27 protein-coding genes are annotated in these 25,429 nt (G+C 37.6%); 20 read left to right on the plus strand and 7 right to left on the minus strand.

The annotated features are described in order from the left end of the window. Window positions 1–2: 2 nt before the first annotated feature. From H0184_RS16165 to H0184_RS16190, 6 genes are all read left to right on the plus strand, one after another. On the plus strand, window positions 3–1,028 hold the full coding sequence (locus H0184_RS16165) for a threonine aldolase family protein (RefSeq protein WP_221827027.1): 1,026 nt from the start codon (window positions 3–5) through the stop codon (window positions 1,026–1,028). Window positions 1,029–1,228: 200 nt separating this feature from the next. After that, window positions 1,229–3,208, plus strand: a complete 1,980-nt coding sequence (locus H0184_RS16170) for an oxidoreductase (protein ID WP_221827028.1) — start codon at window positions 1,229–1,231, stop codon at window positions 3,206–3,208. Window positions 3,209–3,356: 148 nt separating this feature from the next. Next, window positions 3,357–3,887 (plus strand): cupin domain-containing protein, encoded by a 531-nt coding sequence (locus tag H0184_RS16175; RefSeq protein WP_221827029.1) that lies wholly within the window; start codon window positions 3,357–3,359, stop codon window positions 3,885–3,887. Between the two features lie 362 nt (window positions 3,888–4,249). Continuing rightward, window positions 4,250–5,707, plus strand: a complete 1,458-nt coding sequence (locus H0184_RS16180; RefSeq protein WP_260631605.1) for an amino acid permease — start codon at window positions 4,250–4,252, stop codon at window positions 5,705–5,707. Window positions 5,708–5,748: 41 nt separating this feature from the next. Then, complete coding sequence (gene pabB / locus H0184_RS16185) at window positions 5,749–7,506, plus strand: aminodeoxychorismate synthase component I (RefSeq protein WP_313771778.1); 1,758 nt, start codon at window positions 5,749–5,751, stop codon at window positions 7,504–7,506. 308 nt (window positions 7,507–7,814) lie between these two features. Further along, entirely contained in the window at window positions 7,815–8,411 is a 597-nt protein-coding gene (locus H0184_RS16190) for a hypothetical protein (RefSeq protein WP_221827030.1), read from the plus strand. 41 nt (window positions 8,412–8,452) lie between these two features. Here H0184_RS16190 and H0184_RS16195 read toward each other — a convergent pair whose 3' ends face one another. Both H0184_RS16195 and H0184_RS16200 read right to left on the minus strand, forming a co-directional pair. After that, window positions 8,453–9,628, minus strand: a complete 1,176-nt coding sequence (locus tag H0184_RS16195) for an ABC transporter permease (protein WP_221827031.1) — start codon at window positions 9,626–9,628, stop codon at window positions 8,453–8,455. Next, window positions 9,621–10,334, minus strand: coding sequence for an ABC transporter ATP-binding protein (locus H0184_RS16200; protein WP_221827032.1), 714 nt, complete (start codon window positions 10,332–10,334; stop codon window positions 9,621–9,623). The genes H0184_RS16195 and H0184_RS16200 overlap by 8 nt, the downstream gene beginning before the upstream one ends. Before the next feature lie 154 nt (window positions 10,335–10,488). Between H0184_RS16200 and H0184_RS16205 the strand changes: the two genes are divergently transcribed. The 3 genes from H0184_RS16205 to H0184_RS16215 all read left to right on the plus strand — a co-directional run bounded on the left by H0184_RS16205 (window position 10,489) and on the right by H0184_RS16215 (window position 12,270). Then, window positions 10,489–10,788, plus strand: coding sequence for a BC1872 family protein (locus H0184_RS16205; protein ID WP_221827033.1), 300 nt, complete (start codon window positions 10,489–10,491; stop codon window positions 10,786–10,788). 25 nt (window positions 10,789–10,813) lie between these two features. Continuing rightward, window positions 10,814–11,272, plus strand: coding sequence for a GNAT family N-acetyltransferase (locus H0184_RS16210; protein WP_221827034.1), 459 nt, complete (start codon window positions 10,814–10,816; stop codon window positions 11,270–11,272). A 131-nt stretch (window positions 11,273–11,403) separates the two neighbouring features. Beyond that, a complete protein-coding gene (locus H0184_RS16215; protein WP_221827035.1) occupies window positions 11,404–12,270 on the plus strand; it encodes a manganese catalase in 867 nt (288 codons plus the stop codon). Window positions 12,271–12,339: 69 nt separating this feature from the next. On the opposite strand, the gene H0184_RS16220 is transcribed toward H0184_RS16215, so the two are convergent. Both H0184_RS16220 and H0184_RS16225 read right to left on the minus strand, forming a co-directional pair. Then, window positions 12,340–12,657: a hypothetical protein gene (locus H0184_RS16220; RefSeq protein WP_221827036.1), complete on the minus strand. Its 318-nt coding sequence runs from the start codon at window positions 12,655–12,657 to the stop codon at window positions 12,340–12,342. Between the two features lie 166 nt (window positions 12,658–12,823). Then, window positions 12,824–13,831, minus strand: coding sequence for a DUF3231 family protein (locus H0184_RS16225; RefSeq protein ID WP_221827037.1), 1,008 nt, complete (start codon window positions 13,829–13,831; stop codon window positions 12,824–12,826). A gap of 204 nt (window positions 13,832–14,035) precedes the next feature. Here H0184_RS16225 and H0184_RS16230 point away from each other — a divergent pair, with 204 nt between their 5' ends. From H0184_RS16230 to H0184_RS16250, 5 genes are all read left to right on the plus strand, one after another. Further along, complete coding sequence (locus H0184_RS16230; RefSeq protein WP_221827038.1) at window positions 14,036–14,722, plus strand: N-acetylmuramoyl-L-alanine amidase; 687 nt, start codon at window positions 14,036–14,038, stop codon at window positions 14,720–14,722. 71 nt (window positions 14,723–14,793) lie between these two features. Next, on the plus strand, window positions 14,794–15,195 hold the full coding sequence (locus tag H0184_RS16235; RefSeq protein ID WP_221827039.1) for a hypothetical protein: 402 nt from the start codon (window positions 14,794–14,796) through the stop codon (window positions 15,193–15,195). A 100-nt stretch (window positions 15,196–15,295) separates the two neighbouring features. Then, window positions 15,296–16,252: an alpha/beta hydrolase gene (locus H0184_RS16240; RefSeq protein WP_221827040.1), complete on the plus strand. Its 957-nt coding sequence runs from the start codon at window positions 15,296–15,298 to the stop codon at window positions 16,250–16,252. 164 nt (window positions 16,253–16,416) lie between these two features. Beyond that, the gene (locus H0184_RS16245; RefSeq protein WP_260631635.1) at window positions 16,417–16,902 is read left to right on the plus strand and encodes a GNAT family N-acetyltransferase; all 486 of its coding nucleotides are present in this window, start codon (window positions 16,417–16,419) and stop codon (window positions 16,900–16,902) included. A gap of 136 nt (window positions 16,903–17,038) precedes the next feature. Next, window positions 17,039–17,230 (plus strand): hypothetical protein, encoded by a 192-nt coding sequence (locus H0184_RS16250; RefSeq protein ID WP_221827042.1) that lies wholly within the window; start codon window positions 17,039–17,041, stop codon window positions 17,228–17,230. 38 nt (window positions 17,231–17,268) lie between these two features. Here the strand turns inward: H0184_RS16250 and pdxR are convergent, their stop codons facing one another. The 3 genes from pdxR to H0184_RS16265 form a co-directional block, all read right to left on the minus strand. Continuing rightward, window positions 17,269–18,708 (minus strand): MocR-like pyridoxine biosynthesis transcription factor PdxR, encoded by a 1,440-nt coding sequence (gene pdxR / locus H0184_RS16255; protein WP_221827043.1) that lies wholly within the window; start codon window positions 18,706–18,708, stop codon window positions 17,269–17,271. Between the two features lie 162 nt (window positions 18,709–18,870). Then, on the minus strand, window positions 18,871–19,143 hold the full coding sequence (locus tag H0184_RS16260) for a hypothetical protein (protein ID WP_221827044.1): 273 nt from the start codon (window positions 19,141–19,143) through the stop codon (window positions 18,871–18,873). 249 nt (window positions 19,144–19,392) lie between these two features. After that, window positions 19,393–19,548: a hypothetical protein gene (locus H0184_RS16265; protein WP_221827045.1), complete on the minus strand. Its 156-nt coding sequence runs from the start codon at window positions 19,546–19,548 to the stop codon at window positions 19,393–19,395. A 176-nt stretch (window positions 19,549–19,724) separates the two neighbouring features. On the opposite strand from H0184_RS16265, the gene H0184_RS16270 reads away from it, so the two are divergent. From H0184_RS16270 to H0184_RS16295, 6 genes are all read left to right on the plus strand, one after another. Next, a complete protein-coding gene (locus H0184_RS16270; RefSeq protein WP_221827046.1) occupies window positions 19,725–20,504 on the plus strand; it encodes a hypothetical protein in 780 nt (259 codons plus the stop codon). 205 nt (window positions 20,505–20,709) lie between these two features. Next, complete coding sequence (locus tag H0184_RS16275; RefSeq protein ID WP_221827047.1) at window positions 20,710–21,777, plus strand: GGDEF domain-containing protein; 1,068 nt, start codon at window positions 20,710–20,712, stop codon at window positions 21,775–21,777. 139 nt (window positions 21,778–21,916) lie between these two features. Further along, a complete protein-coding gene (locus H0184_RS16280) occupies window positions 21,917–22,477 on the plus strand; it encodes an AAA family ATPase (protein ID WP_221827048.1) in 561 nt (186 codons plus the stop codon). 19 nt (window positions 22,478–22,496) lie between these two features. Next, the gene (locus tag H0184_RS16285) at window positions 22,497–23,024 is read left to right on the plus strand and encodes a GNAT family N-acetyltransferase (RefSeq protein WP_221827049.1); all 528 of its coding nucleotides are present in this window, start codon (window positions 22,497–22,499) and stop codon (window positions 23,022–23,024) included. Beyond that, on the plus strand, window positions 23,021–24,127 hold the full coding sequence (locus H0184_RS16290; RefSeq protein ID WP_221827050.1) for an alanine racemase: 1,107 nt from the start codon (window positions 23,021–23,023) through the stop codon (window positions 24,125–24,127). The genes H0184_RS16285 and H0184_RS16290 overlap by 4 nt, the downstream gene beginning before the upstream one ends. Window positions 24,128–24,274: 147 nt before the next feature. After that, window positions 24,275–25,363 (plus strand): MBL fold metallo-hydrolase, encoded by a 1,089-nt coding sequence (locus H0184_RS16295; RefSeq protein WP_221827051.1) that lies wholly within the window; start codon window positions 24,275–24,277, stop codon window positions 25,361–25,363. The last annotated feature ends 66 nt before the right edge of the window (window positions 25,364–25,429 follow it).

Here is a 25,429-nt window from a genome sequence, read left to right on the forward strand (position 1 = left end):
AAATGTACAGCTTTAAAAACGATTACAGCGAAGGTGCTCATCCTAGAATATTAAATGCATTACTTGAAACCAATATGGAGCAGGACGAAGGGTATGGAGAAGATCGATATTCACGAAAGGCAATAGAACTGATAAAGGGAAAAATTGGAACAGAGGATGTTGATATTCATTTCATATCTGGCGGAACTCAAACCAATTTAATCGCCATTTCAGCTTTCCTTAGACCACATGAAGCGGCAATTGCAGTTAGCAGTGGACATATTCTTGGGCATGAAACAGGTGCCATCGAGGCAACAGGTCATAAAATACTATCTGTTGTAGGGGAGAATGGTAAACTTTCACCATCCGATTTGCAGGGAGTACTCGACGGACATCCGGACGAGCATATGGTGAAGCCGAAGCTAGTGTACATATCAAGTTCTACTGAAATTGGATCCATTTATTCAAAAAGCGAACTTCAGAATTTACATGATTTCTGCCAACGTAACCAACTTATTTTGTATATGGATGGTGCGAGACTTGGTTCAGCATTGTGTTCAGAGGAAAATGACCTTCAGTTAAGTGACCTCCCTAATTTGGTTGATGCCTTTTACATTGGTGGAACTAAAAATGGGGCATTAATTGGTGAAGCCTTAGTGATTTGTCGAGATTCTTTAAAAGAGGATTTTCGTTATCATATAAAACAAAAAGGTGCACTTCTTGCAAAAGGAAGATTGTTGGGCATACAGTTTCTAGAGCTTTTTCGTGATAATTTGTTCTTTGAGTTGGCCAGCCATGCCAACAAGATGGCAGGCAGGATTAGAGAGGAACTTGTGAAATCGAATATTACCTTTCTTACCCATTCACCGTCCAATCAAATTTTTCCGATACTCCCGAATGCTGTCATCAGTAAGCTGCAAAATAATTATGCATTTCATATTTGGGAGAAGGTAGATTCTGATTCATCCGCTATTCGCTTCGTAACATCGTGGGCAACAAAAGAGGAAGAGGTAACCAGTCTTATTGAGGATTTGAAAAGAATTTTATAATTATATGATTAGATACAAAAGGCAATACTTAAGCCTTTTGTATTTTTTTGTGGATAAATTTTAATTAAAACTCAACCATAGCCGGCCTATTTGTCACTGGTAATTCACAGATATCTACAACTTTATCCTATATAATTAAGGCGGGAAAAAATTTTTTACATAAGTATGTGAATCGTTGCACAATTAAAAGGAGGGATGAAATGAAGTACAGTCATTTATTTTCAAAAGGAAGAATTGGAAGTGTAGAATTAAAAAATCGGGTTATTATGCCGGCAATGGGAACAAATCTTGGCGGTCCTAACGGCGAGGTCACTGACCATCAAATTGCCTATTATGAAAAAAGAGCAAAAGGAGGGACCGGATTAATTATAGTTGAGTACACATCCATTGATTATGAATATGGCAGATCTACTTTTAATCAATTAAGGATTGATGAAGACCGTTTCATACCGGGGATACATCGATTGGCGGCTGCTGTTCAGAAATACGGTGCAAAACTATTTGTGCAATTACAACATTCTGGAAGAGAAACCTCTACCCATATTTTAGGCGGCGGGAGACAAATTGTTGCACCTAGTCCTGTTACTTGTGCAGCTATTGGAGAAGAACCAAGAGAGTTAACCAACTCTGAGGTAAAAGAGACCATCAATAAATTTGTAATGGCAGCATTGAGGTGTAAACGTGCAGGAGCAGATGGTGTGGAACTACATGGAGCACACGGATATTTAATTAATCAATTCCTTAGTCCAAACACCAATTTACGAAGGGATGAATACGGCGGCAGCTTTGAAAACAGAATGAGATTTGCCGAGGAAATCGTGGCAGGGATTAAGGAAAAATGTGGACCTGATTTCCCGGTTAGCATTCGCCTAAGTGTTGATGAATTTGAAGAAGGCGGAACAACAATAGAATTAAGCAAGAAAATTGCGCGCCATTTAGAAAATGTTGGGGCAGATGCCATCCACGCCAGCTGCGGCAACTATAATTCGATGAATAAAATGATTGAATCGATGATGTTCGAACAAGGCTGGAGAGTATACCTGGCTGAAGCCATTAAAGAAGTAGTTAATATCCCTGTCATCACGGTTGGGGTCATTCGTGAACCGGAATTTGCAGAAAAAGTTTTGGCAGAGAAGAGAGCGGACTTTATTGCGATGGGGCGTTCCCATCTAGCGGATCCTGAATGGGCAAAGAAGGCGATGGAAGGCCGGGAAAAAGAGATTCGCAAGTGTATTTGCTGCTTACAATGTACAAGAGGCGGCTCCCATGTTTCGTGCGCAGTAAATGTGAGAACGGGAAGAGAACTCGAATTCAAGGAGCTCAAACATATTGGTGAAGAAAGGAAAATAGTGATTGTTGGCGGCGGTCCTGGCGGGATGGAGGCGGCGAGGGTGCTCACCTTAAAAGGATATAAGGTTACCATTTTTGAAAAAGACCATAAACTAGGCGGCCAACTAAACTTAGTGACAGCGCCAAAAGCACAAGAGAAAATGAACTGGATGATTCAATATCATAAAAATGAAATGAAACGTTTAAACGTGGATGTTCATCTAAATACGGAAGCTTCCATTGATAAAATAAAAACGTTAAATCCATCCGCGGTTTTCCTTGCAACAGGTGCCAAACCAATTATTCCTGAAGTCCATGGTGTAGACAACAGTATAGTTTGTGATTATGAAGATGTGCTTTTACAAAAAGGGGATTTTTCAAATAAAAAGATTGTTGTTGTCGGAAGTGGGATGGTCTGTTACAGCGTGGTTGGCCAGTTAGCAGCAAGAGGGAATGAGGTGGTTCTAGTTGAAGTGCCAACAGAGACTGGCAGCAAAGTCACTCCTCACACAAGGTTAATGCTGATTAATCGCTTGAAAAAGGCTAATGTCCAAATCATAGAGGAGCATAAAATAGTAAAAATCCTTCCAATGTCTATTGTTATTGAAAATAATCTTAACCAACAAAGTGAGCTTGAAGTAGACCATGTTGTGTTTTCGATGGGAACAGAGTCATATAATCCATTAGAAGAATTGTATAGAAATTATTTTGATAATGTTTTTGTCATTGGTGACGCGATTAATCCAGGCTCTATCACAAATGCGATAAAAGATGGGTTTGAAAAGTCGTATGTACTTGAATCAATTGTTATTAATAAGAATAAAGCCAAGGATATGGCAGGAGCAGTGTAATTCTTTAATCAGTAAAGCAGCGGATTTCATGCTTTGAAGTCCACTGCTTTTGTATGTGCAAAATTGGAGATAGTGATCAATTTGAAAAAATATCAATGTTCATTCATACTTGGACATAATCATTTACTTAATAAAAAGGGGTCGTTCCATGCATATTAATGATTTACATAAATGGGTGTCCAAACTTGGACTTTCTCCACACCCTGAAGGCGGTTATTTCAAAGGAACTTTTGAATCAGAAGAACGTATTAGTGACCAAGAGTTATCTGTCAATTACGAGGGCAAACGTAAACTTTATACGAGTATATATTTTCTGTTACCGTCTGACGATGTATCCCATTTTCACCGTCTGAAATCAGATGAATTGTGGTACTATCATGCTGGCAGTTCTTTAAGTATTCACGTGATTGATGAAAATGGGAACTACCAGGAAATAAAGCTGGGAATGGATCTTGATGCTGGCGAAGTACCACAATTCTTAGTAAAGAAGAATTCTATATTTGGGTCGTCAGTTTCGGAAAAGGATACCTGTTCCTTAGTGGGATGTATGGTTTCCCCAGGCTTTGAATTTCAAGATTTTGAACTGTTTACGCAGGATGAGCTTTTGCGAATGTATCCGGAACATAAAGAAATCATTAGGAAGTTAGCTTATCAACAGCTGCCGAGTTCGTTGGAATAATATAGAGGAATAGTAGTGGGTCTGCCAGGAATAGGTTAGGATGTTCTACATAAAAGTACATATTGGAATCAAAATGCAGATTCTAAACATGAACTCACGCATGAAGCAAACCTCCTTCGCTTTGCATCCTATATACACTTAGTATAGGAGAGGATTGTAAAGGTTCAATTGATGAAATGTAAATTTATTGTCAATTATTCTATACACATTAATCATTTCAGATCCGGTATATTTCCCCCATTGACCATGTCAATGGGGTTTCTTTATGATTACAATTTCTAGCAGGATATCCCAAAGAATCCTTTTCAAAATGATGTAAATAATAACGTTAGATTATTTTAGAAAATGGGTGGAAATGTAAAATGAGTGAAAATGTTATGAAGAGCAAGCGAAAAGGATTGTCGGCGTGGCAGTTAACAATGATGGCGTTAGGCAGTGTTATCGGGGGTTCTTTTTTCCTCGGGTCGTCTGTTGCGATTAATGCAGCAGGGCCATCAATATTATTATCGTATGTTTTAGCGGGGGGACTTGTTTATTTAATTCTTTATGCCTTGTCAGAAATGACGGTGGGAAATCCAACGGTGGGATCTTTCAGTACGTTCGCAGCACGGGAACTTGGACAAGGTACAGGTTTTGTTGTGGGCTGGCTTTATTGGACAGGGACCGTCCTGTCAATGTCCAGTGAAGCAACAGCGATTTCATTATTGGTTCGCGAGTGGTATCCGAACGTATCAATTGCTTGGTTAGGCGGCTCGATAATTGTTGCTGTCACACTTCTGAATTTATTAGGGGCAGATAAAATTGGGAAGCTTGCGAGCGGTCTATCAGCCATAAAAATTTTCGCGATTATCTTTTTTATTCTAACAGCCTTGGTACTTATTTTAGGATTTATGCCCGGGACACCAGCGATTGGTGCGGGGGAGCTGGCAAGAGAACCGATCATGCCGGGCGGCGTCCAGGGAATTGCTGGCAGTATGCTTCTAGTTGTTTTTGCATATGCGGGTTTTGAAATTATTGGGTTAGCCGCAACTGAAACTGAAAACCCCACTGAAACGATTCCCAAAGCAATACGCTATACGGTTTTTTCACTTGTGGGATTGTATATTTTGTATGCAGCAGTTCTTCTTCCACTCATTCCGACAGCAGATCTTAGCGAAAATGTTAGTCCGATGGTGGCTTCGTTGAATCGATGGGGAATTGGCTGGGCAGGTACGGCACTAAATTTGGTGCTGATTTCAGCGATTCTTTCAGCCATGCTGGCCTGTATTTTTGGGCTCGGAAGAATGATACGCTCTCTTTCAGATGAAGGACATGCACCTGCGTGGATGAGAGACAAAAGAGATGTTCCATACCGAGGTATTTTATTTTCTGGGTTATCGATGCTAATTGGATTATTTTTTGGTCTACTCTTTCCAAGAGCATACTTAGTACTGATTACATCAGGAGGCTTTGCCTTAATCTTTACCTATGCCGTCATCATGGCAAGTCATATTCGCTATCGTAAAAGGGAAGGATGCCCACCTGGAGGTATTTGTCAGATGCCAGGATTTCCTTTAACCTCATGGATTGCATTAGTAAGCTTGATTATCGTATTACTATGTATGCCTTTCATTCCAGGGCAGACAGCTGGACTCATAACTGGCAGCTCTATGGTCGTTATATTTTCCCTCATTTATTATGTAACGTATTATCGGAAACGCTCTAAGGCGGGGGATTCACCAAGAAAAGCAATAACAACTAGAGAACTCAAACCAAACTTTGCTGCCGAGTTCTCAGAAGAATTAACAGAAAAAGTTGACGAACCTACCCAGGAAAAATAAACTAAAAGAGGTTTCTATTCAAAAAATTAGGTGAACTAAGGGTGAAAGCAAAAAGCATGGAAAATAAAGAACCTCTTTTAACATTTGAATTTGCAGATTCGACCGGAAAAATAAATCCGTTAACTTTTCAAAATCCACACAGCGTAATTACCGCACATAAGATTGAAGATGTCCTAACTAGTCTTCATCTCGTTCAAGAAGCTGTTGAAAAAGGGTATTACGCTGCCGGATTTTTATCATATGAAAGCGCGCCCGCCTTTGACTCAGCCTTTAGAGTTAGAGAGGGTGGAACATTTCCCTTACTTTGGTTTGGGCTTTTTTCCAATCCTGAGCATGAAACCCAAAGCAGTTCGGGGGAATATACGGTAGGGAAATGGAAGCCATCTATTACGATGGAAGAGTACAATCAAGCCATCACCTCGATAAAAAATTCAATCCAGGATGGCATTACATACCAAACCAATTATACTATCAGACTCCATTCATCATTTAAAGGAGATGGTCTTGCCTTTTATACTAGGTTGAAAAAGGCACAAAACTCTAATTATTGTGCCTATATCCATACTGGTGATCATAGCATTTTGTCTGCATCGCCAGAATTGTTCTTCCACCTGACGAATGGGAATATTACAACTAAGCCCATGAAAGGGACCATAGAAAGAGGAACGACGTCTGAAGAAGATGCTGCAAATGCCAACTGGCTGCTCCATTCTGAAAAAAATCGTGCTGAAAATCTGATGATTGTTGATTTGCTTCGGAATGACCTCGGGATGATTGCCCAATCTGGTACAGTAAAGGTCGATAAAATTCTTGAAATCGAAAAATACCCAACGGTTCATCAAATGACATCTACAATATCTGCACAGATTTCGGAAACGTCGAACATCGTTGATATCTTTAAGGCTCTTTTTCCATGTGGTTCAATTACCGGAGCACCTAAAATCAGCACGATGAACATTATTGCAGAGTTAGAAAACGAACCGCGTGAGGTTTACTGCGGCGCGATCGGCTATATTACACCCAACAAGGAAGCTGTTTTTAATGTACCCATCAGAACTGTACTGATTGACCATCAAAGTGAGCAGGCAGTCTATGGTGTTGGCGGCGGGGTGACCTGGGATTCGACATCCGAAGGGGAATATCATGAAATTCTGGCAAAAGCAAAGCTATTAGAGGAGAATCCCTCTGAATTTCACTTGCTAGAAAGCTTATTACTAGACAACGGAGATTATTTTTTACTCAAAGAGCATGTAAAGAGGCTGGAGAATTCAGCCCAATATTTTGGCTTTCCTTTCGACGAAAAGAGATTAAAAAAAGCGCTTCATGAATTTAGCGGTACCAATCAGCATGGTTTACTAAAGGTTCGTTTGCTATTAGCAAAAGATGGGGTTTTCACGATAGAAGGACAACCTATCACCCAACAGGATACAGTGCTTAGGGTAAGCATTGCTAAGGAGCCAGTGGATAAAAGCAACATCTTTTTGTATCATAAAACGACTAATCGTGAGATCTATTCTACCTTTCAAAAACAAAAGCCTCCTGAGGTTTTTGATATACTGCTTTGGAATCAAGAGGGTGAGTTAACGGAGTTTACAAATGGTAACGTAGTCTTGGAACTAGATGGAACCTTATGGACACCTCCAGTAAAAAGTGGTTTATTGGCAGGAACTTTTCGTAACAGGTTGGTTGAAAAAGGAGAAATTCTGGAGAAAGTCCTCACACACTCTGACTTAAAAAAGGCTTCTAAGATATGGTTTATTAATAGCGTGCGTAAATGGAGAAAGGTCAAGTTAGTTTAAAAAATCTAAAAATCAGAATCATACAATATATTAATTTTAATAAATAAGGATTGAAATTTATATAAATAACGTGCTAACATTAAAAAATCAATGTGTAGCGATAAATTTTTGAACGTTTTAAAAACAGAATAAATTTTCTTAAAATAGTCGATTGGTTTGATAAAATCAGTCGACTTTTTGGTTTCTCTGACTCTTACCTCCTAAAAAGCTTAAGAATATCTTAAGGATTCTATAAATCTTTTCTTAAGTTTTTGTATGTATAGTAGAAATGAAAGAAGTTTTCTTGAGTACGTTTTAGGAGGCTTATGATGGCGGATAAACAAGTGTATATTCTTTTAACGAATACTGGCTCTCTATTAACAAAAATGATAAAGCTGTATACAAAAAAACCATATAATCATGCATCAATAGCCTTTGACCATAATTTATCAGAGGTATATAGCTTTGGTAGAAAAACTGCCCGGAATCCATTTATTGGAGGATTTGTAAAGGAAGATGTCAGGAATGGTTTATTTAAACAAGCAGATTGTGCACTTTATTCGATTACGGTATCAGATGACCAAATTCAAAAGATGAAACACTATTTACAAGACATCGAGGCAAGGAAGAAACAATATCGCTATAATTTTTTAGGGTTATTCGGTGTTATGTTAAACAAACCACTTAAAAGAAAAAATGCTTTCTTTTGTTCTCAATTTGTTGCTTTTGTCCTAAAGGAATCAGCAATCATGGATTTTGAAAAGCCATTGGCACTTATAGCACCACATGATTTACAATGTGTTCCTGCCGTTCAATTAGTTTATGAAGGAAAGCTAAAGGCTTATCTCAATGATAATTTATGTTACCCTATTACAGAAAAACATGTATTTTCTCATAGCTTAAAATGGCTCAGTTCCATTGACTGAGCCATTTAACAATGAGAGTAAATTCAATAAAGTGTGCCGTTCTAGACCCCCAGGCCAAACCTAGAATATAGAGTTATGGCGAACAAGAAATATAGCAGGAGCAGCATAATTGCAATGATGTACAACACCATAATGACCTTCTTTTTCGCAGTAAAGTAGGAGGGGGATTCCAGATATTTTTTCATCATTGGGTTTGTTCCCATGATTCGGTCCCATATCACGGAGATCCAAAAGTACATCATGAATAAATAACCGGTGAAAATAGTTATCTTAATCCAAAGAGGCGGCAGCAGGACAATGGCAAAAGTTGTAACATTGATCATCACAATATACCCGCTTACATACGAGTAATTTCTTAAAAAGACTTTTATAAACAGTTCGATAAAACCATTACTTTGTGTTCTATTCTTAAAAATACGTTTAGATTGTCGGAAAAGTAGAGGCTTTGTTCTTTTTGTAACCACAGGCTTTTCAATTTCTGGGGCCATTGCAAAGATAAGTTCAATGTTTCCTGTTTTCAGCTTTTGTTCGATTTCAATTTCATGGTCAGTCGAACTTAGCTTTTTCAACGCCCGTAAACTGAGATAAATGGAACTCGACATGATTAGTACACCAATAAGGTATAGCGGGAACCACAATCCTATTTCCCATAGAAAATATATCAGTTGACTCAACCATCCAGCTAAAATAAAGGTTAAAACACTATAGACAAATTTTTTAAATCTAGTTTCAATTTTGACGAATTGATACTTTATGAACATCAGACCTGTTTTCAAGGAAATAAAGTAAAACAAAAGAGTTCCGATCTGCTTCCAATCAAAATGATAAAGATTTAGAAGAAAGGGAAGGAGAATGGCAAAAGAAGCTAGTGTCAAGACTGTTTGATACATCAATGAATATCCATAGCCCCATTTTTTTAGTCCCCAAAATAGAGTATACTTCTTCATTAAAAAAACTCTGTCTGCTGCTTCAGTATAGGTTCTTATGTGTCCATTCCAGGTTAGTAGATAGAGTAAAAGAAATAGTAGAAAAAATGGTACGTTCTCCATCCATTTTGGAATCTCTGACCACCATGAATGGTACACAAATGAAAAAATAGTGATTGCTGGAATAATAATGTACAGCATCACGGTCCAATCAGCGATAGACTTTATTACACCATACTGATATAACCATCCTTTTATTAATCGATGAACCAAAAGTTTCCTGCTACTCATTTTGAATACCTTCTGAAATCTGATGGAAACAGTCATAAAGCGAACCATTTGGGAGCTGACACTGAGTCCTTATTTCCTCTAAGGTTCCTATTGCCATAAGCTTTCCATTGTTGATAATAATGAATCGGTCACACACTTTTTCAGCAGTGTCCAGGACATGAGTGGACATCAGGATTCCAGCACCACGTAATCGTTCTTTTTGGATTGAGGCTAGAAAGAGTTTCATCGCATTGGGGTCCAATCCAATAAATGGCTCATCAATTATATAAAAGGCAGGATTCGTAATCATTGCTAATATAAGCATTGCTTTTTGCTGCATTCCTTTTGAATATTTAATAGGGAATTCGTGCGCATGATCTTTTAGATTATATAATGTAAGTAATTCATTCGCCGTTTCCTTGTATTCCTTATCTGGCAGCCCTTCTACCGATGCTGCAAAATCAAGGTGTTCCCACAACGTTAGCTCGTCATAAAATATTGGCCGTTCCGGAATATAAGAGTATGCAGCGTCAGTCCTATAGGATACTGTTCCAACTAGATTATCTAATAATCCTAATATGGATTTGATCGTTGTACTTTTTCCCGCTCCGTTTGGTCCAATCAGCCCAACTAGTTCGCCTTTCTCAAGTGTAAATTGGATATCTTGAATAATAGTTTTTTCTTTATCATAGCCCGCAGACTTGATATCTACCTGTAATAAACTCATAATCAACCTCCTGCAGTTATTCATACGGATTAAGATCAAAAAAGTTTTACGATTTTCTGAGTCAATGCTATTTCTTTAGGGTGAATTTTGTGATGCTAGTAACATTTTGAAATGATAAAATATAATCATCTAAAGCAAAAGAGGTCAGTGAAATATGAACAAAACTGAGGTAATTGCACGTAGAATACTTGGTTGGAAATTAAACAGGTGGGATCGATGGTATGACCCAGAAAAAGAGGTTTTTATCTATGACTTCCAACCAAAGAAGAACCTTGACCAAGCGGAGTTAATCGTTGATAGATTAAAAAGCTTCGGCTATACATATCAGACAAAAGGAGAAAATGAAGTATGCTTTAACGATGTCTGTGAAGCTGGGAAGTCGTTACCTGAAGCCATTACCAATGCGGCATTCTCGCTAGCAGATAATAGTACGATACCAGAAGAATGGCTATAAAAGTTGAACAATGGGAGAGCAGAAAATGGAAATTATTGAACTGAAGGATAGAAATGACCTTTTTGAACAGGCGATACAAGTATTTTGGGAAGTATGGGGAAACGAGGATAATTTCAAGTTTTATGAGGATTGTATAATTCATTCTGCATCTGCCTCCTCAGATCTGCCAAGGTTTTATGCAGCAGTAGAAAATGAGAAGATCATAGGTACATATGCTTTACTAAGAAATGATATTAACAGTCGACAGGATTTATGCCCATGGCTGGCATGCCTATTTGTTGATAGAGAATATAGGGGAAAGGAGATAGGATCCATACTGCTGAATCATGGTCTCAAACAAGCTGCAATAAAAGGCTATAAAAAGCTTTATTTGACTTCTGATCTTGAAGGATATTATGAAAAATACGGATGGAAGAATAATGGTATAGCATATGGAGTTAGCGGTGGTTATCTCAAGATATATGAAAAAGAAACAGGTTTATAATATAAGTTCAACGAATATTTCCATAAGATTACCAATGCTTTAGATAGGACATACACCCAGCCCTTGCCAATAAAATAAGATACTCTTAGCCCTGCTATGTAAGGGATAGAGAACCGAGGAGTGGTGTAGACGTGTTTTATCATATTAAGGAATTGCAATACAATGCAAAACCTGAAAGACCCGATGTGTTCATGGCAAAATATATTCAAGAATTAATTGGTGGTCAATTCGGTGAAATGTCTGTTGCCATGCAATATCTATTCCAAGGATGGAGTGTCCGTGGAAACGGTAAGTATAAAGACCTGTTAATGGATACAGGTGCAGAAGAACTGGCGCATATTGAAATGCTGGCAACAATGGTAGCAAGATTGCTGGATGGTGCACCGGTAGGCGATCAAGCCATGGCTGCTCAGGACCCAATTATCGGGGCAATCCTAGGTGGAATGAATGTGCAGCATGCCATTGTTTCAGGCCTTGGTGCCATGCCGGCAGACAGCGTTGGAAATAGATGGAAAGCTGAGTATATTATCGCAAGCGGAAATTTGCTAGCAGATTTTCGAGCAAATTTAAATGCTGAATCCCAAGGCAGACTGCAGGCAGTTCGTATCTACGAAATGACTACGGATCCTGGTGTTAAAGATATGCTTTCTTGGTTAATCGCCAGGGATAGAATGCACCAAAACCAATGGCTTGCTGCTATACAAGAACTTGAGTGCAAGGAAAATGTAGTGGTTCCAAGTACGTTCCCGCGTCACCTAGAAAAACAAGAAGTTTCATACACACTATTTAATTTATCAGCTGGCAATGAAAGTGCCGCAGGTCGTTGGGCGAATGGTCCAAGTATCGATGGTGAAGGAGTTTTCCAATATGTTGAAAATCCTGTACCGCTTGCACCGAAACCAAAACTAAGGCCAGCACCGCCTTATATCCACGACACACCGCCTGCAGTATTAAAGGATATGCCTAATGCAGGCAGCATCCCGCCAAGTATGTATTAAAAATATAAACTCGAAATTTATATAAATAGCCCAATGACTCGAGCTCATTCGAGCATTGGGCTATTTATATTATCCCTTTACTGCTTCATGTTTATATCCGCTCTGAGTGGCGCAGACTTCATACCATTCGTATTTTGGAGCTTTGAACCATTCGTATTTAGGTAAATATACTAAGTAACAGGTATTTCCTTCAGCGTCAAGAATGGTTTTATAGAGGGTGACATTTCCAAATCCAAACGTTTTATCTAAATAACCTTTCATACCATCTCGTATGATATTTTTCTTTTCTTCCTTTTCCTGCTTATGTAACTCCACCACACCATCAATAAACATACTAATCAAGACCAAAGTAAATAGAATTAATACGAAAACAAATAATTTTAACAAAAGAACATCCTCCTACATTTTTTTGATGATTCCATTTAATTTTACATTCGAAAGATTGCAGAAGGTGTGATGAAAATAACAGGGGAGGTACTGGTGTATTGATTTTTTTTGTGCAAATAAAAAAAGGCCGACACCCTGTCGGTGCTAACCTTTGTTCCAGGTATGATTATTCACCATTAATAATTTTGGAGCGATCTTCCATTTGCGGCGGTTCCTCAAACCATCCGTTTTTAATCTTAAGCTTAATCCCTTCTTGAGCGTATGTATAACCATCTTTGGCTAAGAACATTGTTTTTACGGAAATATCCTTCCTCATACTAAAATAGGTTCCAAAAGCATTTCCTACCAAACCAAATCCATTAAGAAGATAAATACAATGCATCATTAACTTATCAGAAAATGGGGGCACAGTTGATGTTGTTACCGTGCAACCTGAAGTAGCAGAAAATTGGACATCGCTTTCTAGAAGAATATCTTCCATGATTTTGATTTGCTTCTTAGCAAGCTCCATCCCTTTAGCAAAATATTGTTTAACTTCTTTATTCTTAGCACATTGTGCAAAACCTGTAATGAGCTGTAGCCCAATATTATTTGTCTCAATTCCATGATGAAGAATACCCAGCTCTATGTCATTTAAAGCTCGTTTATCTCCAAAAGGGTTTAAGCCATCCAAGTAGTTTTTACTCTTAATAAATTCATTTGTCTTTGGCATCGTTACTTTTGGAGGTAAAGTTAGAATTCCTCTTTCAAGCAAGTAAAGGGTAGACAATTTATAAATTTTCTGTGTGACTGTTGTTAGTCCCTCATAAATTTGCATAACTTTATCATTATATGCCATATTCATATTAATGGTGTACATGCCCATGCTTACTTCTTTTAATATTCGGACAAACATGACATCAAACCCATTATCAAATAACTTAGGAGCTTCCAAATAAACATCTTCCTTTGTGTAGCCAATTGGTTTCACCATACCTTGCTGCTCAAAGATCTGCTCCATTTGCAGTACATAGAAATTTAACTCCTGCCACAAACCACCAAGAATATTCGAGGCTTGCTGGTCATCTGACTTTTCGATAAAATGTTCCAACATTCTCATAATTAGGGTCTTTTCTTGATATGTAAGCCATAGTGTTCCTATTTCTGAAGCGCTTAACGGGTTTGTTAATATCAATACTATACCTCCTATTAAAGTGTTAAAAATACAATTACCCTTAATTTACCCAATTTAGTATAAAAATCCCTTTGGTTGCTAAAAAGTTATTTTGATATAACAAATTGTTATCGAACCTGTCCATTTTTGTGATTTATCTATATATAGAAGGTAAAGGAAATCTTTTTTAATTGGTTTCTTTTTTGAAAAAAAGGAGGAGAGAATATGATGAAAATAACTCATGCCGCAGGACATGCACTAGTTACAGCAGGGAAGCAATCACCTGATAGGTATAAGGAATGGCAGGTTACGAGTGAAATTGTTCAGCAAGTGATGAAGGAATTGGAAACATATGAAGGTGTATCACAAAAAAGGATTGATGATCCAACTGGGAAAAGCGATATTCCACTTAAGAGGCGATGCGATATCATAAATGAATGGGACGCTGATGTCCATATCGACTACCATCTGAATGCTTTCGGAACTGGTTGGAACACTGCAGGCGGCACTGAAACCTACACATATATAACAAAGCCTAAAGAGGCGGCAGACCTTGCTGAAAAACTACAAACCAACCTAGTAAAGGAATTAGGGTTTCGAAATCGTGGAGTCAAAGCTGCGGATTTCCAAATGGTAAGAGAAACGAAAATGACAGCGATAATAATAGAATTCGCCTTTATGACTAACCAAAACGAAGCCATGAAAATGAGGAGTGCAGAGTATCAGAAAAGAGCAGCAAAAGCAGTTGTGGATGGGTTAGTTGATCAGTATGGACTGAAAAAGAAACCTGCTGGTTCATCAACTACGAATGTGCTTTATACTGTACAAGTTGGAGCTTTTTCAGACATTAATCGAGCAAAGGGCTTGGTCGATGAGTTAAAAGCAAAAGGGTATCCCGCAATCATTGTTTAACATATATTCTAGTATAAATATCAGTCATAAATATATTTATTTTACATCTCTTATAAAGAGGTGTATTTTTTATGCGAAAAAAGAAGATTATTTGGTCAATTATAATAGTAATTCTGATAGCAGCATTTTATCAAATAATGTTAAGAGGAAAAACAGTTACCTACATGGGTGAGGATGAGAATTGGCGGATTACGATAAATTCAGAAATAGAAGGACTAAATAGCAGCTACTCCATTGTAGTTAAATATAAAGGAAACGAAAAGATTGAACAACTGAATTTTAATATTCATCCTCATTATGAAAGTGGTATACCATCATTAAATAAAGATGGATATTATGTATTTGAATGTAAAAAAGAGTGCACCTATTATGATAAAGAATCTAAACTGCTCCTATTTATTATTTGGCAGGAAAAGAACCATTCAGTAGAAAACATGGATTTTATTGAATTAAGAAAAATTAAGAATGAATAGGTCTATAAGTCTATTTAATAGTACTAACTTTATATGAAAAAGCATATGATGGTTGTGCGAGCAATGATGGTACATAGAGAAATTAATAGGAGGTTTTGTAATGGATTTTATGAATAGAGTAGCACCAGAATTGAAAGATATACTGACGGTTTTCCCGCCGCTTAAACTTCCTGAAGGACTGGCGGAAGCTAGGCAAGCTCCTGCTATTCCTATTGAAAAGTCTGAAAACGTTACTATTTTGACACGCACCATACCAGGTGGAGACGGCCAGGATATGAAGGTTAAAATTTATGAACCCGTATCGAGAAATGTGGAAAAGCTTCCAGCATTGCTGTTCATCCATGGTGGCGGGTATGTACTAGGAGATGTAGATGGCTCCGATGGGGATTGCCAGCTCTTTGCTGAAGAGGCACATTGTGTGGTCGTATCAGTGGATTACCGCCTTGCTCCTGAGCATCCATATCCGGCTCCTCTAGAGGACTGCTATGCTGGTTTGCTATGGATGACAAATGCTGCAGATGAGCTTAAGATTGACGTGTCGCGAGTGGCTGTAGCAGGTCAAAGTGCTGGTGGTGGATTAACCGCTGCTTTAAGTTTGTTAGCTCGTGATCGCAAAGGACCAGCCATCTCTTTCCAAATGCCATTGTACCCGATGATTGATGACCGTAATGTGACACCTTCTAGTTACGAAATTACAGACGAACGTGCCATCTGGAATCGTGGGAACAATTTAGCAGGCTGGAGGATGTATTTAGGCGACCATGCTAATGGAGAAGTTTCACCTTATGCAGCTCCGGCACGTGCAAAAAATCTGTCTAACCTGCCGCCAACTTATACATGTGTTGGCCAATTGGATCCATTCCGTGACGAAACGATAGAATACGTTGCAAAATTAGCTCAAGTTGGAGTCGCGGTAGAATTCCACCTGTATCCAGGAGCTTATCATGGATTTGAACTCTTAAATCCAACTTCTGAAATTGGAAAAAAGGCAAGAAATGAATACGTTCAAGCATTGAAAAAGGCGTTCCAGCCTCAGCATGAATCCGTAAGCATTTAATATAACTCTAGCGGTGGAATAGATTCTATTCCATCGCTTTTTTATTTACAGACAAAATATAGAATATTAAAATAAATGAATGAGACAAGGAGGAGGATACTGCTGTGATCGTAAATCCAAAGGAATTTACCATTAACGGTTTATGTTTTACCATCAGGTCTGCAATGGAGCAAGATGCAAAGAGTTTGTCTGAAGTCCGTTTGCAGATTGACGGCGAAACAGAGAATTTAGATAGAGAACAAGGCGAGGCATACATAGATGAAACAGATTTTAAAAAGATTATTAAGGAGGATTCAGAACGAGTCCACAACTTATTTTTAGTAGCAGAAGTTCATGATAGAATTGTAGGTTTTTCCAGATGCGAAGGGAACCAATTGACACGTACCTCTCATAAGGTAGAATTTGGTGTTTGTGTTTTAAAAGAATTTTGGGGCTATGGGATTGGTAAAAAGTTCTTAGAAGAATCTGTACAATGGGCAGATGCCAATGGGATCAAGAAAATGAACTTGAATGTTCTCGAGACCAATGATAAAGCTATAAAGCTTTATCAAAAATATGGATTTGAAGTAGAAGGTATCTTAAAAAAAGACAAACGTTTATCCGATGGAAATTACTATAATACCGTATTAATGGGCAGGTTTAATCCATAGAAATAGAAAGTACATAATAGTTTTGAATATTGTTCAAAGTGGATGGTCTATTTTTTAGTGAATTGGATGGTTAAGTATTGTTCAAGTTACGCTATTATAATTAATAAAAGCACTAAATAATACGACGAGGTGCATCATGGAGATATTATCCGTTTTAGTCATTATCATCTTAATTATTGCTGTGGGCTCGACCTTAGTCTTAACGGGGAAGCCTGATGAAAACTACAGAGGTTCTACTAAAAGAAATACAACCAATTTAACCTTAATATATGTAGTGATTATTTTTATTGCATTAGTGTCACTTGGAATCTATATTTGGTTAACGTAAACATGGTTAAAAGGATCAGAATTAGTCCTGATCCTTCATTATTTCTTTGAAACAGCTTGAAGAGCATTTGCAAACCTTCTTATTCCTTCATTAATATTTTCTTCTTTTTCCCGTGAAAAGGTAAAACGGATAAATCCTTTCTCAGTACCCATTGTTGATCCAGGTACATAGATAACGCCTCTTTTAATGGATTCTTCTAGCAATTGAATTTCATTTACTTCATTTTTTAACCTACACCAGATATGAATTCCGCCTTCAGGAATCGTAAATTTGATTTGATCACTTAAATAGGTATGGAGGCTGCTGACAATTTGATCTTTTCTGCTTTCTAACTGACTGACTAAATTCTTTATATGAGTTCCAAAATCCTTGGATTCTATAAAGTCATTCGCAATCCATTGCGTGTAAGAGGCGTGTCCAAAATCCACCTGCTGCTTGGCATCAGATAACCTTTCAATAACCGCTTTAGGTCCAATTATCCAGCCAATCCTCAAGCCAGAAGCAACGATTTTTGTCAGGGAGCTAATATATAAGACATTCCCATAAAGATCTAAGGATTTAAGAGTTTGAATCCTTTCTCCAGTAAAAGATGTGAGGCTGTAAGGATCATCCTCAACAACGGGAATTCCATATTCAGATGATAGTTCAAGAACCTTTTTGCGCCTTTCCTCAGACATTAATGTCCCGGTAGGATTCTGAAAAATAGGGTTCAAAAATATCATCCGGATTCTATGTTTTTTATACAAAGCAGTTATATCATTGGGATTTATTCCATTATGATCTCCCATTAAATTATATGTTTTGATTCCTGCTGATTTGAAAACTGGCAGATTGTAATGATAGGAAGGATTTTCAATCGCCACAGCGTCCCCAGGTTTTAACAAACATTGTACAACTAAGTGCACAGCTTGTTGTGCACCTGATGTAATTAGTATCGATGATGGGTTCGTTTCAATTCCACGAAACTGCTTAACATGGTTGGTAAGGGTTTGTCTCAGGATAGCGTTTCCTTGGGGATGGTCGTACCCTAATGATCCGATAAAGGAACGATTAGAAGTAATCTCTCGTAAGGCATTCATCGGAAAGAGATCTTTAGACAATTCACCACTAGCTAAATTAATGAGGCTATGCTGTGCCATTTCTTTGTGTATTCTTTGCGTCACAGGCAAATTTGGCAAAAACGAACCGGCCTCAATATATCTGTTCCAACTTGGGATCCGTTTCTTGGAAAGGCCCCAAATATCTTTACTGATGGTCGTTCCGCTGCCCCTGTTCCGGTCAATTAAACCATTTGATTCCAATTCATCATAAGCAGCGATTACGGTGCTTCTATTTATGCCAAGTTCCTTAGCTAAACCTCTTTCGGAAGGCAGAGGTTTATCATGCGGAAAAGTTCCATTACCAATTCCGGTTTCAATATATATAGCAAGTTGTTTATAAATAGGTATTTTTGAATCTCTACTCGGTTTCCAATCCATGTGATACATCCTTTAATTGAGGTTCTACCTTATTATTGTATACCTTTCCAAAGAATAATTCATTTGTGGGAACTGGTTAAAAAACGAAGGGACTAGAGGGAGAGGTATCTAAATGGGCATTTGACACTTGGGGGAAGGTTAAGGGTTTAAAAAGGTAAGCAGCTAAAAGTGCTTACCAATTAAAACTTCATCTAGAGAGAGAACTCTATGCTTTAACTCTTTATTGGAATCTAAGAAACCAATAACCATTTGATTTTTCTCGGTTATGGTCGCATACCTGAAATGTTCGCTTCCATTGATGAAAAGTGCTTTGTTTGCCTCCATTTTCGCAAAGACACATTCTGTATACTCGAGCGATAGGAAATCATCTATTCCTTCTGGCGGCTCGCCGACCCATTTATAGAGGAAATCTTTAATAGCGTATTGCTCAATCATGGTTAATTTTTTCTTAAATAATAGTTTATCTACTGTAACAGTGTTCAGGATAATCCCTCCTTAAATAGTACGTAAAGTTTATACTTTCAAACTATGAACATCAACTCTATTACAGTAACAGAATATTTACATTTTGATTGCGAGGATAAAAGAGGCAACTGTGAGCTTATTGAAATAATATAAAAAGGCGATGCTTTAACAGGCATCGCTTTCCTTTAATACTTTCTTCATAGCAGGTCTGAGCTTTAATTAGCTAGGATCGTTTTCATCTAGGGACAAAACCGTTACATTTGTGGATTCACCGTTTTCAATTTCCTCCTGAGTGGCATCTTGATTCAATATATCCTCAGTATTAATCCCTTCTGCAAGAGTAGGTTCTCCTTTGGAATAGGAATCTTTTTTCATCTCTGTCACCTCTTATCCTTTTAGTTGTAAAAATAACACTAATATTATTGTTTGCTAAAACCAAAAAGACATTCTTTTATTTAGAAGATTTTCAATACATGTCATTGTTATTTGTGTAATAATTTATATATTAAATATTGGATAACTCAAGTTTTCCTTAATTACTGGAGGTTCTGATGGCTTCATTAGATAAAATAAAACTTTTCAAGTTAATTAGTATTCTATTCACTAAGTTAGCTGGTGCTGGTTTTACGCTTTTGCTGTTCTTTACTTTTCTATTTCTACAAAGTGAGTGGGATATGGTTGAATTTGTTGATACCATTTCTAGTGAATACATCTGGATCATTATTTTTGGCTATGGCATATTTTGCTCCATTTTGATTGATATCATAGAATGGAAGATAGCTAGAATAAACAAAACCCTAAAAATTCTTCTATATATAGTTGCTGGGTATGCGTTTTTCTTTATCAATGGGATTAATGTTATTAATTTTATTGCAGGTACCATTGGAGCGCTGTGCGCATTAATTTTCTATTTTGGAACGTACCTAACAGACCGCTCAAAAGGTAGAAAACTTGTGTTTGCCTTTCTGGTTCCATTATTTTTTATCCTATTAATGAATATTAACTTTACAGAAAAGAAACAGTGGGATGAAGAGAGGAAGGCTACCTCTTATACAGCAAGCTTTGAATATTTTAATGGAAAACATGAAATACCTATTAAAGTAAATGAAGGTCAGATTATTAACATATCTATTGATTTTAAAAACCAAAATGGTGGAGGATACGGATATCATGTTCTCAATCCTAAAGGTGATTTAGTCGGTATGACAGAGGCGGAGGAGAGAGAGATGACGTTTACGGCACATGAGTCGGGTGTTTATCATGTAGTTGTAACTGGAGATGATTTACAAGGTGGTATTACTGTAAAATGGACAATTGATGAAACCAAATAACAAAGGAAAGTAAAATAGTCTATAAATAGTCAGAATTTGACAAAATCTCTTATTTATTTTATTATCTAAAACTTGTATGATAATAGAATAATAAGGGTTTTTTATTTCTATTAAAATACACATAGTAAAAACGCTGAGGTCGTTTTAACTTTTACCATATAGCAGTTCATGCAACTAAACTGAAAAAAGAAGGATTATGGTTAACATGAAAGATAAGTTCTTACTGACAGATTTTGTAACAGAACAAATATTTTCTATTGTTAGATGGATTTTTTTAATCGTTTCTGTAATCGTTTTTTATTATCCACCGATTGCCACTATTGTTAACTTCAATCTACATACCTTTAATTATTTGCTCATTTTTGGATTTACGTATATTACCATTGCTCAAGTTGCATTGTGGTTAGCCTCTGGGAATAATACTATTTTTAATTTGCTTATGAAAACGGGTATTCTTTTTGATTATATAGCCCTCATTTGGCTTTTGATTTTAACAGGAGGTGTCACAAGCCCAGTATTCCCAATAGCCTACTTACTCGTCATTCATTCGACCATTTATTGGGGGATTCTTGGAACGGCGATATCATGTTCGCTAATGGCGGTAACTTATTCGGTCTTGTTTTGGATAAGTTTGCCCTTACCCAATCTATCAATCGTCATTTTTTTATTAAACCTTGTATTCTTGTTAGTCATTGGATTTTTTGGTGCATTAATCGTTAACCGTGAACGCCATCATCATAAACTCCAATACGTTTACAAAGACTTGGTTGTTCGTGATTATTTAACGGGCTTATATAATCACCGTCATTTTCAAGAAACACTTAAAGTCTATTTATCTGGTACTAATAAGACTGAAATGGCGGTAGTTTTAGCGGATATCGATAATTTTAAAAGTATTAACGATACACATGGTCATGTTAACGGTGATAAAGTTTTAATGAAAATTGGAGAGATTCTTCAGCATAGTATCCCTTCCTCATTAGGTAATGCGTTCCGTTATGGGGGAGAGGAATTTGCGATAATTTTTCAAACAGCAGATAATGAAAAAATTATACCGTGTCTGGAGAAGGTCTATAAAGAATTACGTGAAGTCCAGTTTACAAGTGAAAATGGGAGCTTTTCCGTGACTATGAGCTTCGGTTTATTTTCGAATCAACAAGGAATCTCAAATCAAGTAGATATTGTCAGGCGCGCAGATAAATTATTATATAAGGCAAAGCATAATGGCAAGAACCAAGCGATTTTTGATTGCGGGACGGTTATTAGAGGTTAGTTTCCTTTCAGCAGCCTCCTTTAAGTGCATATCCAAGCGGGTGTGCCTTTTTTTTACCGAATGGAAGGAAAAGAAGGGATTCTGTAAAAAAGAGAGAATGTATAAACTTCGTAGTGAAGGATTTTGTAGGAGGATTTTCATGAAATTTGTTTTGATATTTGGTCCACAGGCTGTAGGAAAAATGACAGTTGGGCAGGAATTAGCGAAACTAACAGGTTTAAAGCTTTTCCATAATCATATGAGCATAGAACTGGTTACCCCTATTTTTGATTTTGGCACAAAAGATGGCCAAAGGTTAGTAAGCTTAATCCGTCAGGAAATTTTTGAGTCTGTAGCAAAAAGCGATTTAGAGGGTTTGATTTTTACATATGTATGGGCCTTTGACCATCCATCTGACTGGGAATATGTCAATAAAGTCTGTGAAATCTTTGAATCGAGAGGCGGGGACGTTTATTTCGTAGAACTTGAGGCAGATTTGGATGAAAGACTTGAGCGCAATAAAAGCCCTCATCGACTTGAACATAAACCTACAAAGAGAAACATTGAATGGTCTGAAAATAATTTAAAAGAGTCTATGAAAAAATACCGATTAAATTCCATGGACGGTGAAATCAAAAGAAAGAATTATATTAGAATAAACAATACTAACATGAGTGCAGAGGAAGCAGCCAAAGCGATCAAAGATAAGTTCAAATTATAACGGGTAAGAGGAGAGTATTATGGACATAAAATTTATAAAAGTAAAAGAACCCAGCGAAACGCTCGTAGATGTTTTTAATCGGTGGGATAATGATGAGGTATTAATTCCGTTGACACGTCCGAATAAAAACAAGGCTGAATTGGACCGCAGGGATACGATGACCTTGGATGATTTAAAACAAAGATTAGACCACCATCATATTTATTTGATTTACCTGGATGACCAATTAATTGGAGAAATGAATTACAGTGTTGATCCAAACCATCTTTTTAAAAAAGAAGAAGGTACAGCATGGATTGGAATTACGATTGGTGAGCTTGAAGGCAGAAGCAAAGGGATTGGATATCAGGCAATCCAATTTTTAGAGGAAGAAATCATGAAGCAGGGGCTTAGCCGGGTTGAGTTAGGTGTGTTTGAATTTAATACACAAGCACAAAAGCTTTATAAGAAGTTAGGGTATAAGGAAATTGGACGAATTGAGAATTTTACTTATTGGGCTGGTAAGATGTGGTTTGACATTCGTATGGAGAAGTATTTAGAGATATGAGGATGGTTCAGACACTTGAAACTCCATCATTGCTTCTTGATTATCAAAAGTTGGTAATGAATATAAAGAATATAGCTGACTTTGCAGAGGACCAGGGTATTTCCTATCGACCTCATATCAAAACACATAAATCTGTCAAAATAGCAAAGCTCCAGCTAGAAGCAGGTGCAGTGGGAGTCACCTGTGCAAAAGTAAGCGAAGCAGAAGTAATGGCTGCTGGCGGGATTAACGATATATTAATTGCCTATCCGATATCAAGTCCCGATAAAATTAAGAAAATAGTAGACCTCCTGCAGCAAGGAGTTCACCTGAAAGTGTCCGTAGATCATACGGAATCACTAGGGTATCTTCAGCAAGGACTGGAACAGTCTCCTTTTACGCTAGAAGTATGGATCAAAGTGAATTCTGGGCTCAATCGCTGTGGTGTGGAACCTGGACAGGAAGCTGTTTTATTAGCAAAAGCAATTTTGTCTCATTCAAAGCTTAAACTCGGAGGTATTTTTACACATGCTGGACATTCGTATGCAGCGAAAACCTATGAAGAAATTGAGAACATAGGCCTGCAGGAAGGGCTTGCAGTCGTTGAAAGCGCAAAGGAATGTGAACAGGCTGGTATTCTAATTCCCGTTCGAAGTGTTGGTTCCACTCCAACCTTTAGGGTTGCAGGAAAAATACCTGGTATAACAGAAATAAGGCCAGGTAATGCAGTGTTTTTCGATGGTATCCAAGTAGGTCTTGGTGTTGCAAACACAGACAATTGTGCAGTAACCCTGCTGGCATCAGTGGTGGGTGAATATAAAGATCGGATCATTCTTGATACAGGCAGTAAGTCACTATGTTTAGACAAGGGTGCACATGGCAATCAGACTGTCAGCGGGTTCGGCCAGATCATCGGTCATCCTGAAGTCATCATACAACGTTTATCGGAAGAACATGGGGTAGGTAGTTTAACAGGAGAAACAAAACTAAAGATAAATGATAAAGTACAGATCATTCCCAACCATGCCTGTACGGTCGTGAATCAGTTTGAAGAGTATGTGGTTCATGAGAATGGAAAGGAAATAGACGTATGGAAGGTAGACGCTAGGGGAATGGTTAAATAATTTACTACATAACATCGCCACAAAACTTGGGCGGTGTTTTATATTTTTTATATTACTCTCTACAAATTTGATAGATATAACCTTGTTCGTTATGATAGGTAAAAAAGTAGTTTTTAAAGGTATTTTGAAGGGAGACCAGCAAGCATAATGCTATATCTACTGATCATTTTAGGTGTTCTAGCGATAGGAATCATCCTATTTATAACATTACACCCGACATTTGGTGCAAGCCCAAGTAAGCAGGATCGTGAGAGTTATCGTATTTTCAACCATTATAAAAACGGTAAATTTGTCAATCAAAATCCGACCGATATGAAGATGGATGTATCTGCCATTCTTTCATTAATGAAAGATTCCTTAACAGGAAAAGCGGAGCGAAGTCCAAGTACCCCTATTCCGATTTCTCTTAATTGGGATAAGATCCACAGTAACGAAGACTGTTTAACATGGTTTGGTCATTCAACGATGCTCCTTACATTAGACAAAAAGAGAATTCTGATTGATCCAATGTTTGGACACACTCCATCACCCGTCTCGTTTGTTGGAACTAAGCGTTATAGTGAAGATTTATTAGATGTGATTGAGAAGTTACCGCCAATCGATGTTGTATTAATCACACACGACCATTATGATCATTTAGATTATCCATCCATGATCAGATTGAAAAATAAAGTGAGACATTTCTTTGTTCCGCTTGGTGTAGCAGCGCATCTTTTGAAGTGGGGAATTAATGAAGACAGAATAACAGAATGTAATTGGTGGGATGAAGTCAAGTGGGAAGGTTTAACGATTGCGTCCGTTCCATCCCAGCATTTTTCAGGCAGGGGATTGTTCAATCGAAATAGCACCTTATGGAATGGCTGGGTGATACTTGGAGAAAATCAAAGGATTTATACGAGTGGCGACGGTGGGTACGGACCGCATTTTAAGCAGGTCGGTGAAAAATATGGTCCCTTTGACCTCACTTTGATGGAAGGCGGTCAATATGATAGACGATGGTCAGCGATTCATATGCAGCCAGAAGAATCCGTTCAAGCTCATCTGGATGTAAAAGGAAAAAATATGATGCTGATTCATTGGGGAGCTTTTACACTCGCGTATCATAGCTGGACAGATCCAGTTGAACGTGCGATAAGTGCAGCACTTGAAAAACAAGTTAATATAATAGCTCCACGACTAGGAGAAACCGTCCTTCTAAATGGTAACCTGGCTGCTCCTAAAACCTGGTGGAAATGAAGTATTAGATGTCAACCAAATTGACATCTTTTTTCAGGTTTTGTATAGTAGGTGGTGTAGAATAGG

Source organism: Neobacillus niacini (genome assembly GCF_019749295.1).
Taxonomy (GTDB): Bacteria; Bacillota; Bacilli; order Bacillales; family Cytobacillaceae; genus Neobacillus; species Neobacillus niacini_D.